Origin of the sequence: Amycolatopsis cynarae (assembly GCF_026802195.1) — a bacterium.
Lineage (GTDB): Bacteria > Actinomycetota > Actinomycetes > Mycobacteriales > Pseudonocardiaceae > Amycolatopsis_E > Amycolatopsis_E rhizosphaerae.
In genome coordinates this window covers 5,948,634-5,962,381 of record NZ_CP113836.1, presented here as the reverse complement: position 1 = coordinate 5,962,381, position 13,748 = coordinate 5,948,634, and the positions used below count along the sequence as shown (strand labels likewise).

The window sequence follows — 13,748 nt, the reverse complement described above, 5'->3', positions numbered from 1 at the left end:
GGGCATGGCTGAAATCGTGCTGGACAAGGTGACCAAGCGGTATCCCGACGGTTCGCTCGCCGTGTCCGAAGTGGACCTCCAGATCGCGGACGGGGAGTTCATCATCCTGGTCGGCCCCTCGGGCTGCGGAAAGTCGACCACGTTGAACATGGTGGCGGGCCTGGAGGACATCACCTCGGGCGAGTTGCGCATCGACGGCGTGCGGATGAACGAGAAGGCGCCGAAGGACCGGGACATCGCGATGGTGTTCCAGTCCTACGCGCTGTACCCGCACATGACGGTCCGGGAGAACATGGAGTTCCCGTTGCGGCTGGCGAAGATGGACGACTCGGCGGTGCGGCAGAAGGTGGAGGAGGCCGCGCGGATCCTGGACCTGACCCGGCACCTGGACCGCAAACCGGCCAACCTTTCCGGCGGGCAGCGGCAGCGCGTGGCGATGGGCCGCGCGATCGTCCGCAGCCCCAAGGCGTTCCTCATGGACGAACCGCTGTCCAATCTGGACGCCAAGCTGCGCGGGCAGATGCGCACCTCGGTGTCGAAACTGCAGAAGCAGCTCGGCACGACGACGCTCTACGTCACCCACGACCAGACCGAGGCGATGACCCTGGGCGACCGGGTGGTGGTGCTGCGGGCCGGGTACGTACAACAGATCGGCAGCCCGCAGTTCCTCTACGACCACCCGGCGAACCTGTTCGTGGCCGGGTTCATCGGCTCGCCGTCGATGAACTTCCTGCCCGCGACGCTGGCCGAGGGGCGGCTCGAGAGCCCGCTCGGCTCGTTCCCGCTGCCGGACCGGGTGCGGCGGCTGGCCGAGGCGGCCAACGCGCCGCGGGACGTGATCGCCGGGGTGCGGCCGGAACACTTCGAGGACGCCGCGCTGGTCGACGAGGCCGCGAAGCGCGGCGGCGTGACCTTCACCGCGCACGTGGACGTACTGGAATCGATGGGCTCGGAGAAGTACGCCTACTTCACCCTCGAAGGTGCGCGCGCGAGCACCTCCGAGCTCGCCGAACTGGCGGCCGACACCGGCGCGGACGACGTTCCGGGCGGCGGAGCGAGCATCGTCACCCGGCTGTCTTCGGCCTCGGCGGTCGCCGAGGGCGCGCCGGCCGAGGTCTGGTTCGACATGAACAAGCTCCAGTTGTTCGACCCCTCCACGGGCGCGAACCTCACCCACGAGGGGTAACGCCGTGGACCCCCTCACGGCCAATACGGCCGTGAGGGGGTCCCTCACGACCATGGCCCGGCGTCAGGGCACGCGGGTGCGGCACGGCTGGTCCATGGCGCACTGCAGGGCGTCGATGTCCAGCGCGGGTACGGGCAGTGGTGTGGGCGGCCCCGGTGCCGCGCGCAGGCTGTCCATCAGCAGGCCCACGTAGCGGCGCCAGGCCTCGGGTGCGACGGCGTGGGTGTACTCCGCGACCGCGCCGATCATCTTGAACAGCAGGGGCAGGTCCTCGGGTTCGAAGTCCGCGCGCAGGCTGCCGGTTTCCTTGGCGCGCTGGACGAGGTCCCGGATGACCGGGATCAGTCTGTCCCTCGCCTGCGCGACGCGGTCGTGCCCGAACTGCGTGCTCAGCAGCACGTCGTGCAGCCCGCGGTCGCCGGTGAGCAGTTCCGCCGCCTGCCACAGGAATTCCTGGAAGGCCGTCCAGGCGTCCGCGTCCTGCTTCGCCTTCCCGGCGAGCTCGGCGACCTGGTCCAGCCGTTCGGCGAGCATCGCCTCGACGAGGTGTTCCTTGTTGGGGAAGCGGCGGTAGACCGTGCCGACGCCGAGCCCGGCGTGGTGTGCGACGTCGTCGAGGGTCGTCTCGAACCCGCGCTCGCGGAAAACCTCCCTGGCGGCGGCGATGATGCGCTGGCGGTTGCGTTCGGCATCGCGCCGGAGCGGACGCGTCGTCGCGGTCCGCGGTGTGTCCCGCGTCATGAAATCCATCCTACCCAACAAGTCGAGGAACCATCTCCGCTTTCTGTACCGTTGGCGTGTAAGGGGAGGTCCCTACTCCACATCCATGAGGGGAAGCGCATGTCCGAGTCCGCCATGACAGCGGTCGCGGAGCCGTCCAGAGGCACGGCCCCGCCCGCCGATCCGCACCACGCCCGACGCTGGCCGATCCTCGTCGTCATCAGCCTGGCCCAGCTGATGGTCGTGCTCGACGCGACCATCGTGAACATCGCCCTGCCCACCGCCCAGCACGAGCTGGGCTTTTCCCCTGACGACCGCCAGTGGGTCGTCACCGCCTACGCACTGGCCTTCGGCAGCCTGCTGCTGCTCGGCGGCCGCGTCGCCGACCTGTTCGGCCGCAAGCGGGCCTTCCTGATCGGGCTCGCCGGATTCGCCGCCGCCTCCGCGGTCGGCGGGGCCGCGAACGGGCTCGAGATGCTCGTCATCGCGCGCGCCGCGCAGGGGGTGTTCGGCGCGCTGCTCGCCCCCGCCACCCTGTCCCTGCTCACCACCACGTTCACCGACGCCAAGGAACGCGGTCGCGCGTTCGGCATCTTCGGCGCGATCGCCGGCGGGGGTGCCGCCGTCGGCCTGCTGCTCGGCGGCGTGCTGACCCAGTACCTCGACTGGCGCTGGTGCATGTTCGTGAACATCATCTTCGCCGTCCTCGCCCTGCTCGGCGGGCTGGCGCTGCTGCACCACCGGCGCTCCGCACACCGCCCGAAGCTCGACATCCCCGGCACGCTGACCGCCTCCGCCGGACTGTTCGCGGTGGTCTACGGCTTCTCCAACGCCGAGACGCACGACTGGTCCGCCACGTCGGTCTGGGGCTTCCTCGCCGCCGGTGCCGTGCTGCTGGCCGTGTTCGTGGCACTGGAAACCCGCGTGCCGCATCCGCTGCTGCCGCTGCGCGTGGTGCTCGACCGCAACCGCGGCGGCGCCTATCTCGCCGTGTTCATGCTGGGCATCGGGATGTTCGGGATCTTCCTGTTCCTGACCTACTACCTGCAGCAGAACCTCGGTTTCTCACCGATCCGCTCGGGACTGGCCTTCCTGCCCATGGTCGGCACCCTGATGGTCAGCGCCACCGCCGCGACGAGCGTGCTGCTGCCCCGGTTCGGGCCGAAACCGCTGGTCGCACTGGGCATGCTGATCGCGGCCGCCGGCCTGTGGTGGCTGTCGGGGCTCGGTGTCGGCAGCACCTACGCCAACGGCGTGCTGTTCCCGTTGATGGTCACCGGCATCGGCATCGGCCTGTCCATGGCGCCGTCGATGAACGTGGCCACCTCCGGGGTGGAGGCCGAGGACGCCGGGGTCGCGTCGGCCACCGTGAACACCGCCCAGCAGATCGGTGGTTCCATCGGCACCGCGATGCTCAGTTCGGTCGCCGCGAACGCCGCCACCTCGTTCATCGCGGGCAAGCAGCCCACACCCGCGCTGATGGTGGAGGCCGCGGTACACAGCTACACCACCGCGTTCACCTGGGGTGCGGCGATCTTCGTGATCGGCGCGGTCCTCTGCGGCCTGCTGCTCAAGCCGGGCGTGCCCGAGCTGGGCGAGGCCGCGATCCACGCCTGAGACCTGGCCACCGGGTGCCGCGAGCCCTCGCGGCACCCGGTGGGGCGGGGTAGCCGGAGATCAAGTCGGGGGATTTCCGGATAGGGCACGGGGCCGGGAAAGATCAGGATCGACGTATGACGAAAAGGCACTCGATCCTCCGGCGCACCGCCGCCGTGTGCGCGGCCTTCGCGGCCGGCACTGCGCTCACCACGCTCACCGCGCTCCCGGCCGAAGCGGCCACCGCGCCCCATCCGCTCCAGACCCGGCTGAGCCTGCCCGAACCGGGTGGGCGGTTCGCCGTCGGGTCGGTCGCGCTGCACCTCGTCGACCCGTCCCGGCCCGACCCGTGGCGACCGGGCAAGGCGTCGCGGGAACTGATGGTGAGCGTGTTCTACCCGTCGCCGCGCCCGGGTGACCGGCCCGCGGCGCCGTACATGCTCCCCGCCGCCGCCGCGCACTTCGACGCGGTGACCGTCAACGACTTCCTGGGGCTGCGGCTGCCGACGGGGCAGGCGGACTGGGCGGGGGCCGTCACGCACGCCGTGACCGCCGCGCCTGCCGTGCCGGTCACGGGGCGCGGCCTGCCGGTCTTGATCTACTCCCCGGGGCTCGGCGAGCCGAGGACTTGGGGCACCACTCTCGTCGAGGATCTGGCGAGCCGCGGCTACGTGGTCGTCACGGTGGACCACACCTACGAGTCCCCGGAGGTCCAGTTCCCGGACGGCTCGCTGGCGACCATGGTGGCACCGGGAGACCCGGACGGCTTCCTCTCCAAGGCGCTCTCCGTGCGCACCGACGACACCCGTTTCGTGCTGGACCAGCTGGCGCTGCTGGATTCCGGGCGGAGTCCGGACGCGGACGGCCTGCGGCTGCCACCGGGCCTCGCCGGGACGCTCGACCTGACCAGGGTGGGCATGTTCGGGCATTCGATGGGCGGCACCGCCGCGGCGGTGACCATGGCGGCCGAGCCCCGGATCGCCGCGGGCGTCAACCTCGACGGCAACCTCACCCACTTCGACGGAACGCCGATCCCGGTGGCCGAAAACGGGCTCGACCGGCCGTTCCTGCTCGTGGGCAAGGACGGGAAGACCGACACCGGCCCCGGCTGGACCACGTTCCTCTCGAACACCAAGGGCTGGGCCCGGCAACTCCTGCTGCGCGGCTCGCAGCACGCTTCGTTCACCGACGCGGAAGCGTTGCTGCCGCAGCTCGGCCTCGACCCCGCCGTGCGCGAGGCCGACATCGGCACGATCGAGCCGCGCACCGCCATCCGGACCCAGGAGGCCTACGTCGCCGCCTTCTTCGACCGCTGGCTCCGCGACCGGGACGATCACCTGCTGGACGGCCCCTCGCCCGCGTACCCGGCCATGGCCTTCGTCGGTGAGGGCGGCGCGAGCACAGCGCATCGGTGACCTCGTCGGGGCGACAGCAGTCAAACGTCGGATGCGTCGCCGGTGGTGTGCGACAAGCATGGACGACAGCCGACAACGCGTCGGACCGCCACGATTCCCGGAACGAGGAACACGCCGATGCCCGTATTCACCACACCGGACCGCACGGAGATCTTCTACAAGGACTGGGGCACCGGCCGTCCGGTCGTCTTCAGCCACGGCTGGCCGCTGAACGCCGACGCCTGGGACGCCCAGCTGAAGCTCGTCGCGGACAACGGCTACCGCGGCATCGCGCACGACCGCCGCGGCCACGGCCGCTCTTCGCAGTCCTGGACCGGCAACGACATGGACACCTACGCCGACGACCTCGCCGCCCTGATCGAGACGCTCGACCTGCGCGACGTCGTCCTGGTCGGGCACTCCACCGGCGGTGGCGAGGTGACCCGCTACATCGGCAGGCACGGCTCCGACCGGGTCGCCAAGGTGGTGCTGCTCGGCGCCATCCCGCCGATCATGCTCCAGTCGGACAGCAACCCCGAGGGCACGCCGCTGTCCGCCTTCGACGACATCCGCGCCGGTGTCGCGGGCGACCGCTCGCAGTTCTACAAGGACCTGAGCGTGCCCTTCTACGGGGCCAACCGCGAGGGTTCGAACATCTCGGAGGGCACCAGGGAGTTCTTCTGGCTGCTCAGCATGCAGGCCGGTCTCAAGGCCGCGTACGACTGCATCCACGAGTTCTCGGAGAGCGACTTCCACGACGACCTCGCGCGGATCGACGTCCCGACCCTGGTCGTGCACGGCGACGACGACCAGATCGTGCCGATCGCCGCCGCGGCCCTCAAGACCGCGAAGCTGGTCAAGGACGCGACCCTCAAGGTGTACGAGGGCGGTCCGCACGGCATCGTCGGCAGCTCCTTCGAGGCGCGGTTCAACGCCGACCTGCTGGACTTCATCAAGTCCTGACCTCCCCGGCCGTGAGCGGCCGGGCCGTGAAGGGTCCCTTCACGGTCGATGTGACTGTGAAGGGACCCTTCACGGCATCGCGCAGCGCTTTCAGTGGCCTGCGCGTGCCAGATCGGGGTAATCGGCGATGAACATGGCCACCGCGACGATCCACAGTAGACACAGGGCCAGGGCCCAGAACTTGAGGTTGGTCAGCAGACGGCTCATCGGGAACTCCTTGCCGGATCAAAAGGTTTACAGCCAGTCATTCCTTCTGAATATTCGGTAGAGGAGCAGGCAGATGCCCAGAATCACGACCAGCACCAGCGGATAGCCGAACTTCCAGTGCAGTTCGGGCATGTAGTCGAAGTTCATGCCGTAGATGCCGGCGATCATCGTGGGCACCGTGATCATCGCCGCCCAGGCGGTGATCTTGCGCATGTCGGTGTTCTGCTGCAGCGAGATCTTCGCCACGGTCGCGTCCACCAGAGTGGTCAGCAGTTCGTCGAAGTTGGCCACCCGTTCGGAGACCGTGGTGAGGTGGTCGTCGACGTCCCGGAAGTAGGAGCGGACCTCCTCGGGGACCAGTCGCGTGAACCCCTCCGCGAGGCGGCGAACCGGGGTGGCCAGCGGCATCACCGCGCGGCGCAGTTCCAGCACCTCGCGCTTCATCAGGTAGATCTGCTCGGCGCTGACCATGGTGCGCGGGGCGAAGACGCGGGTCTCCATCTCCTCGATGTCGTCCTCGACCGCGCTGGTCACCTCGAGGTAGTGGTCGACCACGTGGTCGGTGACGGCGTGCAGCACCGCGGCCGGGCCCGCCTTCAGGCGCTCCGGCTCCTGGTCGAGGTCCTGCCGCAGCTTGCCGAGGCCCGAATGGGCGCCGTGCCGGACGGTGATGATGAAGTCCAGGCCGAGGAAGGCCATCAGTTCACCGGTCTCGACGATCTCGCTGGCCGCGGTCGGGGATTCGTGCTCGACGTAGCGCAGCGTCTTGAGCACCATGAACAGCGTGTCGTCGTAGCGTTCGAGCTTCGGCCGCTGGTGCGCCTGGACGGCGTCCTCCACGGCGAGCTCGTGCAGCCCGTACATCTCCGCGATGCCCTGGATCTGCTCCTGGTCGGGTTCGTGCAGGCCGATCCAGACGAATCCTTCCCGCCGCCGCCGGACCTCCTTGATCGCCTCGGCGTGTGTCCGGCGACCGGGCAGTCGTACACCGTCGACGTACACGGCGCAGTCGACGATGTAGGCCGACAACGGCACCGGAATGGGCGGCTGCACCCGGTTGCGGCCGTTGCCGCGGGCGCCGTTACGGGGGTTGCCCCGGCCCCGCAGGCCGCCGAGGGAAGGAATCGCAGGCATGGGGTCTCCTGGCTACGTAGAACGTGCTACGACAGCCGGAGCGGAATCTGTCCGCCCGGCTAAGGCCAGCGTTACCCGGGAAGTGGCTACCGTCCGGAGATCGGCCCGGACGACGGGGGAACGCTGGGACTGCTAGGGAGCGGACTATCGCCACTACTCATCGCGCGTTCCTCACCTCCTCGGGCCGGGGGGCAGTGTGCCGGTGGTCGCGTTGACGCGACTGGCTCCGTTGGTTGAGGGTACTCCTCAACATCAATCACGTCGCTCCAGCCCGGTGTGGCGTTACGCGCAACAAGGAGGTTCCACGGTGCAATTCGGGCGGTACTTCGAGGAGTTCGAGGTGGGTGCGGTCTACAAGCACTGGCCCGGCAAGACGGTGACCGAGTACGACGACCACCTGTTCTGCCTGCTCACCATGAATCACCACCCGCTGCACATGGACGCGCACTACGCGGGCGAGACCACCGATTTCGGCAAGAACGTCGTCGTCGGCAACTACATCTACTCGCTGCTGCTGGGCATGTCCGTGCCGGACGTTTCGGGCAAGGCGATCGCCAATCTGGAAGTCGAATCCCTCAAGCACGTGAAGCCGACCTTCCACGGCGACACCATTTACGGCGAGACCGAGGTGCTCGACAAGACCCCGTCGAAGTCCAAGGACGACCGTGGCGTGGTCTACGTCGAAACGCGGGGCTACAAGCAGGACGGCACCATCGTGTGCGTTTTCCGCCGTAAGGTGATGGTGCCGAAGCGTTCCTACGGCGAGACCCGTGGCGGTGAGCAGCCCGGGAGGCCGGTTCCCCACGCGTAGGCACGAGGAGGAGTAGCGCGTGACCGTCGGACTGGACGAACTCAAGCGGCGGCTGGGCACCTTCGCCGCCGACCAGGCAGCCGGAGTCTCACCGCTCTACGAGCACCTGGCCGCGAGCGCGGCCGGGGACGACGAGGTCGCCGGGCTGCTGCTGGCCGCGCCGGACGAGCACGCCGGCGCGCCGCTGCTGCTGGCCGCGGCGCACCGGCTCGTCCAGGCCGACCCGGTCCACCCGCTGTCCCGCTATTACCCCTCGCTCGGCGGGTTCGACGGCGTCGACGGGGCGACGTGGCCGCTGTTCCGCGAATTCCTGCTCGAGCGCGCGGACCGGGCGCGCGAGATCATCGCCACCCGCCGGGTCGAAACGAACGAAGTGGGCCGCGCGGCGGGGATCTATCCCGCCGTCGCGGCCGCGGCCAAGCAGGCCGGCGGCAAGGTCGCGCTGCTCGAGGCGGGCTGTGCCGCGGGCCTGCTGCTCGGTCTCGACCGCTTCGGCTACCGCTACCAGTGCGACGGCGGTGAGCAACTCGTCGCGGGCCCGGCGAAGGCGGCCGTCGGGCTGCACTGCGCGCTGGACCTCGCGCCCGGCGCGGTACTGCCGAAGCTGCCGAAGAAGCTCGCCGTGACCGCCAAGGTGGGCCTGGACAGCGAGCCCGTCGACTCCTCGGACGAAGAGGAGCTCGCCTGGCTGGAGGCCTGTGTCTGGGCCGACCAGCTGGACCGCATCCGGCAGCTGCGGGTGGCCGCGGCGGCGCAGCGCAAGGATCCGCCGCAACTGGTGCGCGGGGACGCGGTGGACGATCTGGCGGAGGCGGCCGGGCAGGCCGGGGACGGGCCGCTGGTCGTGCTGACCGTCCGGATGCTCGCGCACCTCCCCCCGCCGCGGCGCCGTGAGTTCGTCGACGCGCTCGCCGGCCTAGCCGGGAGCAGGCCGCTGTGGTGGATCAGCGACGAGCCCTACGAAGCAGGCCTGGCCCACGTGCTGCCCGGACGGGACGACCTGAACTTCTTCGACGGCGACGCCCGGTGCACGCTCGGTCTCACCACGTGGAACGACGGGTCCGTAGCGGCCCGGGCGCTGGCCAGGACGTCTCGATACGGGCACCGGATGACGTGGCTGTCCTCATGACGCCTTGTCGCGGGGCGGCCCGCTGGTGAGGATGTGCGCATGGCAGTCACCGAGGACACCTGGTACACACCGCTGACCCCGCTCGCGTTCCTGGAGCGCGCGGCCGAGGTCTTCCCGGACAAGGAAGCGATCGTCTACGGCGAGCGCCGCACCACCTATCGGGAGTTCGCCGCCGAAGCGACCAGGGTGGCCCACGCCCTGCGCGCGGCCGGGGTGGCACCGGGGGACCGGGTCGCCTACCTGATGCCGAACATCCCGGAGATGCTCGTCGCGCATTTCGCGGTGCCGCTGGCCGGCGCCGTGCTGGTCGCCATCAACACCCGGCTCGCCCCCGCCGAGATCCGCTACATCCTCGACCATTCGGGGGTCAAGGTACTGGTCGTCGACGCGGCCCTGCACCCCTCGATCGCCCCCGTCCTCGGTGAGCTGGCGGTGAGCGAAATCGTCACCGTCACCGACCCGGCGTCGGGCGCTTCGCCCGATCCGGCGATCGGCGGGATCTCCTACGGTGAGCTGCTGGACCGCGGGGAGGACACGCCGCTGCCGTGGAGCGTGACGGACGAGCGCGGCACGATCTCGATCAACTACACCTCCGGCACGACCGGGCGCCCCAAGGGTGTGATGTACCACCACCGCGGGGCGTACCTGAACTCACTCGCCGAGATCATCCACTCGCAGCACACCCCCCGGTCGCGGTACCTGTGGACACTGCCGATGTTCCACTGCAACGGCTGGTGCACCACCTGGGCGGTGACCGCGATCGGGGGAACCCACGTCTGCCTGCGCGCGGTGGACGCCGCCGAGATCTGGCGGCTGCTCGACACCGAGGGCATCACCCACCTCAACGGCGCACCCACCGTCCTGGTCACCATCGCGGGCCACCCGCAGGCCCACCCGCTCCCGCACGAGGTCGTGGTCACCACCGCGGGCGCCCCGCCGAGCCCCACTGTGATCCGCCGCATGTCCGAACTCGGTGCGCGCCTGACGCACGTCTACGGCCTCACCGAGACCTACGGCCCGTACACCGTGTGCGAGGCCCAGGAGGGCTGGCTCAAGCTCGACCTCGCCGAGCGCAGCAGGCTGCAGTCGCGCCAGGGGGTCGGCATGATCGTCACCGACGGCGTGCGCGTGGTCGACGACGACATGAACGACGTGCCCCGCGACGGTGTGACCATGGGCGAGGTCGTGATGCGCGGCAACAACGTGATGGCCGGGTACTTCCAGGACCCGGAGGCGACGGAGAACGCTTTCCGCGGCGGCTGGTTCCACTCCGGTGACCTCGGGGTGTGGCACCCCGACGGGTACATCCAGCTGCGGGACCGCGCCAAGGACATCATCGTCTCGGGCGGCGAGAACATCTCGACCATCGAGGTCGAGGCCGCCATCGACTCGCATCCGGCGGTGCTGGAGGTCGCGGTGGTCGGGGTGCCCGACGAGAAGTGGGGCGAGCGCCCGAAGGCCTACGTGGTGCTGCGGCCGGGCCGGTCGCTGACGACCGGCGAACTGCTCGAGCACGTGCGCGGCGAGATCGCCCGGTACAAGGTGCCGGACCAGGTCGAGTTCGTCACGGAGCTGCCCAAGACCTCGACGGGCAAGATCCAGAAGTTCCAGCTGCGCGAACGCGACTGGGCGGGCCACGAGTCGCGCATCCAGGGCTGACCAGGCTCGCGGCGCGGCCGGTAAGCGTTAGCAGCGGGGGAGGGCGTCCCAGCCGCGGAGGGTTTCGGCGAGGCCCTCGGTGAGGTCGAGCGTGGAAAGGGCGTTGCCGTCCACCCATCGAGCTTCGTCGGCGTCGTCCCCGGCGTGCAGCGTGCCGCCCTCGACCTCGCAGACGTAGTCGTAGATGGCGTACCGGCCGCGCACCACCATCCCGGCGAGCCTGCCCGGGCGCACCACGAGCCCGGTCTCCTCGCGGATTTCCCGTGCCACGGCCTCGGCGTCGGTCTCGCCCGCCTCGACCCGGCCGCCCGGCAGGGACCACAGGCCGCGGCCCGGATCGTGGCCGCGGCGGATGACCAGCAGCCGGCCCGTCGCGTCGTGCAGGATCCCGCCGACGCACCGGACGGAACCGTGATCGGGTGCCCGCATGAGGGGAAGGGTAGCCCAGGACCTTCGCGCGAAGGTGTACACGGAGAGTAGCCGTACGGTAAGATCGACTCCGGACACTGACCCAAGCGCGGGACTTACCTCCCGTAAAGGTGCGCAGTGCGGTACAACGTAACTGGTGAGCTTGCTAGACCGATGCCGGAGTAAGAGACGGGATTGATCGCAGTGAACACGAAGAAGATTGTCGGGTTGGCAGCTATCGCGTTGGTCTTGTTCTTCGTGATCGCGCAGCCGGGGCACGCCGCTGGCATGGTCAACAACGGCGTCGGTTTCCTTCGCAACTCGGCAGAAGCGGTGATCACCTTCGTCAGCAACGTGTTCAACTCGTAGCGGCGCGCGATGTTCGCTCCTCGCGATCCGGACGAGTACCTGCTTGACACCGAACGGCGCGTGGTGCGGATCCGCAGGCACTGGGCGGTGCTGGCGTGGGAGACCTTCGAGGCCATCGCCCTGCTGGCGATCTGCGTCATGGTGTCCTACCTGTTGCCGCCCTCGCTGTACATCGTGCAGAACGTGCTCTGGTACGCCGCGTTCTTCGTCGTGCTCTACTTCGCCTTCAAGGTGATGGAGTGGTGGGTCGAGCGGCTCGTGGTCACGGACAAGAGATTCGTGCTGACCAGCGGCGTGTTCACCACGAAGGTGGCCATGATGCCGATCAGCAAGGTCACCGACCTGACCTACGAGCGCACCGCCTGGGGCCGGATGCTCGGCTACGGGACGGTGATCGTCGAGTCGGCGGGGCAGATCCAGGCCCTGAACCGGATCGATTTCCTGCCCCGTCCGGAGGAGTTCTACGACACGATCTCCGAACTCGTCTTCGGCGACAAGCAGAAGCAGAGCGAGCGCTTCTCCATGATCAAGGCCCAGCGCCTGGCGCGGGGCAAGAAGATGGTGGGCTGAACCGCCCTCGTTCAGACAACCCGTGAGGGTGCCCTCACGGCCTGTGTCGTACCACCCGGACTGGTGATCACGGTCGGGTGATGAGTCAGAATGGGTTCGATGCGCATCGATCTGCACACCCATTCCCTGGTCTCCGACGGTACCGACACCCCGGCCGAACTGGTGCACACCGCGGCCCGGGCCGGGCTGGACGTGGTCGCGCTGACCGACCACGACACCACCGCGGGCTGGGCCGCCGCCACCGAGGCCCTGCCGCCGGGGCTCACCCTCGTGCCCGGTGCCGAACTCTCGTGCGTCAGCGAGCACGACGGCGAGCGGGGGATCAGCGTCCACCTGCTGGCCTACCTGTTCGACCCGGATTCCCCGGCGATCATCGAGGAACAGCGGCGGCTGCGCGACGCGCGGCGGAGGAGGCTGCGGGCGATAGCCGCCCGGATGGCCGACGACGGGTTGCCGGTCGACCCCGAGGAGATCCTGGGCCTGCTGCCGCCGGATTCGCCGGCGGGGCGCCCGCACCTGGCGCAGGCACTCGTCCGCGCCGGCCTGGTCTCCACGGTCGACCAGGCGTTCGCCGAATACCTGGGCAACGGGCACGGCTACCTCGTGCCGCGCCAGGACACGCCGGTGGGTGACGCGATCCGCATGATCGCCGCGGCGGGCGGGGTGACGGTGTTCGCGCATCCCTTCGCCCGCAGCCGCGGGCGGGTCGTCTCCGCCGACACCATCGCCGAACTGGCCGAGCAGGGGCTCACCGGGCTCGAGGTCGATCACCCGAACCACGACGAGCGCACCCGCGCCGAACTAAGGGGCCTCGCCCGCGAGCTGGACCTGGTCCAGACCGGCTCCAGCGACTACCACGGCACGAACAAGACCACCCCCATCGGGGCGGAGACGACCGACCCCGAGGCGTTCGAGGCGCTGGTGGCGAAGGCGTCCGGCGCGCAGCTCGCGGTGGGCTGAGGTGATCCCCGCCTATTTCGACCCGAACGTGTTCATGGAGGCGACGATCACCCTCGTCGTGATCATGGACCCGCCGGGCACGGTGCCGGTGTTCCTGAGCCTCGTCGGTCGCAAGCCCCCGCTCGCCAGGGCACGCGCCGCCCGCCAGGCCACACTGGTCTCCCTGCTGGTCATCTCCCTGTTCGCGATCGCAGGGCAGGCGATCCTCGCCTACCTCGGCATCGGCATCCCCGCCCTGCAGGGCGCCGGCGGGCTGCTCCTGCTGCTCATCGCGCTCGACCTGCTCACCGGCCGGGGCGGCAGCGAGCCGGAAGTGGTCGAGGACGTCAACGTCGCACTGGTGCCGCTCGGTACCCCGCTGCTGGCCGGGCCGGGGGCGATCGCGGCGACCATCGTGTTCGTGCGCGAGGCGTCCGGCCACTTCGGCGCCTACACCGCGCTGGCGGCCGCGATCATCGTCGTGCACCTGCTCATCTACCTGTCCATGCGGTATTCGGGCCTGGTCATCCGGCTGATCAGGGAAAGTGGCATCACGCTGCTCGCGAAGATCGCCGGTCTGCTGCTCGCCGCCATCGCGGTCGAACTCGTCGCCAACTCGGTGCGCGGATTCATCGCGGGCGGATGATGCGTACGGTGGGGGCG

General features: G+C 69.6%; 14 protein-coding genes. 11 read left to right on the top strand and 3 right to left on the bottom strand.

The genetic code is table 11. The annotated features are described in order from the left end of the window. The first annotated feature begins 4 nt into the window (after positions 1-4). Positions 5-1,186 carry an ABC transporter ATP-binding protein gene (locus tag ORV05_RS28610; RefSeq protein WP_268755086.1) on the top strand — a complete coding sequence of 394 codons (1,182 nt, stop codon included), beginning with the start codon at positions 5-7 and terminating at the stop codon, positions 1,184-1,186. A 63-nt stretch (positions 1,187-1,249) separates the two neighbouring features. On the opposite strand, the gene ORV05_RS28605 is transcribed toward ORV05_RS28610, so the two are convergent. Then, positions 1,250-1,927 (bottom strand): TetR/AcrR family transcriptional regulator, encoded by a 678-nt coding sequence (locus ORV05_RS28605; protein WP_407652582.1) that lies wholly within the window; start codon positions 1,925-1,927, stop codon positions 1,250-1,252. A 99-nt stretch (positions 1,928-2,026) separates the two neighbouring features. On the opposite strand from ORV05_RS28605, the gene ORV05_RS28600 reads away from it, so the two are divergent. From ORV05_RS28600 to ORV05_RS28590, 3 genes are all read left to right on the top strand, one after another. Continuing rightward, positions 2,027-3,523 (top strand): MFS transporter, encoded by a 1,497-nt coding sequence (locus ORV05_RS28600; protein WP_268755084.1) that lies wholly within the window; start codon positions 2,027-2,029, stop codon positions 3,521-3,523. A gap of 116 nt (positions 3,524-3,639) precedes the next feature. Further along, positions 3,640-4,917, top strand: a complete 1,278-nt coding sequence (locus ORV05_RS28595) for an alpha/beta hydrolase family protein (RefSeq protein WP_268755083.1) — start codon at positions 3,640-3,642, stop codon at positions 4,915-4,917. Positions 4,918-5,034: 117 nt separating this feature from the next. Next, the gene (locus ORV05_RS28590) at positions 5,035-5,859 is read left to right on the top strand and encodes an alpha/beta fold hydrolase (RefSeq protein WP_268755082.1); all 825 of its coding nucleotides are present in this window, start codon (positions 5,035-5,037) and stop codon (positions 5,857-5,859) included. A gap of 234 nt (positions 5,860-6,093) precedes the next feature. On the opposite strand, the gene corA is transcribed toward ORV05_RS28590, so the two are convergent. Next, positions 6,094-7,200: a magnesium/cobalt transporter CorA gene (gene corA, locus ORV05_RS28585; protein WP_268755081.1), complete on the bottom strand. Its 1,107-nt coding sequence runs from the start codon at positions 7,198-7,200 to the stop codon at positions 6,094-6,096. Positions 7,201-7,507: 307 nt separating this feature from the next. On the opposite strand from corA, the gene ORV05_RS28580 reads away from it, so the two are divergent. From ORV05_RS28580 to ORV05_RS28570, 3 genes are read left to right on the top strand one after another with little or no spacing between them, the layout of a single operon-like run. Continuing rightward, positions 7,508-8,011 carry a MaoC family dehydratase gene (locus ORV05_RS28580; protein ID WP_144593021.1) on the top strand — a complete coding sequence of 168 codons (504 nt, stop codon included), beginning with the start codon at positions 7,508-7,510 and terminating at the stop codon, positions 8,009-8,011. A gap of 19 nt (positions 8,012-8,030) precedes the next feature. Next, positions 8,031-9,140 carry a DUF2332 domain-containing protein gene (locus tag ORV05_RS28575; protein WP_268755080.1) on the top strand — a complete coding sequence of 370 codons (1,110 nt, stop codon included), beginning with the start codon at positions 8,031-8,033 and terminating at the stop codon, positions 9,138-9,140. Between the two features lie 39 nt (positions 9,141-9,179). Further along, positions 9,180-10,799 (top strand): acyl--CoA ligase family protein, encoded by a 1,620-nt coding sequence (locus ORV05_RS28570; protein WP_268755079.1) that lies wholly within the window; start codon positions 9,180-9,182, stop codon positions 10,797-10,799. Positions 10,800-10,826: 27 nt separating this feature from the next. Here ORV05_RS28570 and ORV05_RS28565 read toward each other — a convergent pair whose 3' ends face one another. After that, positions 10,827-11,228, bottom strand: coding sequence for an NUDIX hydrolase (locus ORV05_RS28565; protein WP_268755078.1), 402 nt, complete (start codon positions 11,226-11,228; stop codon positions 10,827-10,829). A 183-nt stretch (positions 11,229-11,411) separates the two neighbouring features. On the opposite strand from ORV05_RS28565, the gene ORV05_RS28560 reads away from it, so the two are divergent. The 4 genes from ORV05_RS28560 to ORV05_RS28545 all read left to right on the top strand — a co-directional run bounded on the left by ORV05_RS28560 (position 11,412) and on the right by ORV05_RS28545 (position 13,731). Continuing rightward, complete coding sequence (locus tag ORV05_RS28560; RefSeq protein WP_268755077.1) at positions 11,412-11,576, top strand: hypothetical protein; 165 nt, start codon at positions 11,412-11,414, stop codon at positions 11,574-11,576. 9 nt (positions 11,577-11,585) lie between these two features. Continuing rightward, on the top strand, positions 11,586-12,146 hold the full coding sequence (locus ORV05_RS28555) for a PH domain-containing protein (protein WP_144589412.1): 561 nt from the start codon (positions 11,586-11,588) through the stop codon (positions 12,144-12,146). A 99-nt stretch (positions 12,147-12,245) separates the two neighbouring features. Continuing rightward, positions 12,246-13,106, top strand: coding sequence for a PHP domain-containing protein (locus ORV05_RS28550; RefSeq protein WP_456062011.1), 861 nt, complete (start codon positions 12,246-12,248; stop codon positions 13,104-13,106). Positions 13,107-13,140: 34 nt separating this feature from the next. Further along, entirely contained in the window at positions 13,141-13,731 is a 591-nt protein-coding gene (locus ORV05_RS28545; RefSeq protein WP_268759939.1) for a MarC family protein, read from the top strand. Positions 13,732-13,748 lie beyond the last annotated feature (17 nt).

What these genes read in the sequence shown, in the direction of transcription:
- ORV05_RS28610 (WP_268755086.1), top strand. Translation starts at nt 5, where the DNA reads ATGGCTGAAATCGTGCTGGACAAGGTGACCAAGCGGTATCCCGACGGT.
- ORV05_RS28605 (WP_407652582.1), bottom strand. Translation starts at nt 1,927, where the DNA reads ATGACGCGGGACACACCGCGGACCGCGACGACGCGTCCGCTCCGGCGC.
- ORV05_RS28600 (WP_268755084.1), top strand. Translation starts at nt 2,027, where the DNA reads ATGTCCGAGTCCGCCATGACAGCGGTCGCGGAGCCGTCCAGAGGCACG.
- ORV05_RS28595 (WP_268755083.1), top strand. Translation starts at nt 3,640, where the DNA reads ATGACGAAAAGGCACTCGATCCTCCGGCGCACCGCCGCCGTGTGCGCG.
- ORV05_RS28590 (WP_268755082.1), top strand. Translation starts at nt 5,035, where the DNA reads ATGCCCGTATTCACCACACCGGACCGCACGGAGATCTTCTACAAGGAC.
- corA (WP_268755081.1), bottom strand. Translation starts at nt 7,200, where the DNA reads ATGCCTGCGATTCCTTCCCTCGGCGGCCTGCGGGGCCGGGGCAACCCC.
- ORV05_RS28570 (WP_268755079.1), top strand. Translation starts at nt 9,180, where the DNA reads ATGGCAGTCACCGAGGACACCTGGTACACACCGCTGACCCCGCTCGCG.
- ORV05_RS28565 (WP_268755078.1), bottom strand. Translation starts at nt 11,228, where the DNA reads ATGCGGGCACCCGATCACGGTTCCGTCCGGTGCGTCGGCGGGATCCTG.
- ORV05_RS28555 (WP_144589412.1), top strand. Translation starts at nt 11,586, where the DNA reads ATGTTCGCTCCTCGCGATCCGGACGAGTACCTGCTTGACACCGAACGG.
- ORV05_RS28550 (WP_456062011.1), top strand. Translation starts at nt 12,246, where the DNA reads ATGCGCATCGATCTGCACACCCATTCCCTGGTCTCCGACGGTACCGAC.
- ORV05_RS28545 (WP_268759939.1), top strand. Translation starts at nt 13,141, where the DNA reads ATGGAGGCGACGATCACCCTCGTCGTGATCATGGACCCGCCGGGCACG.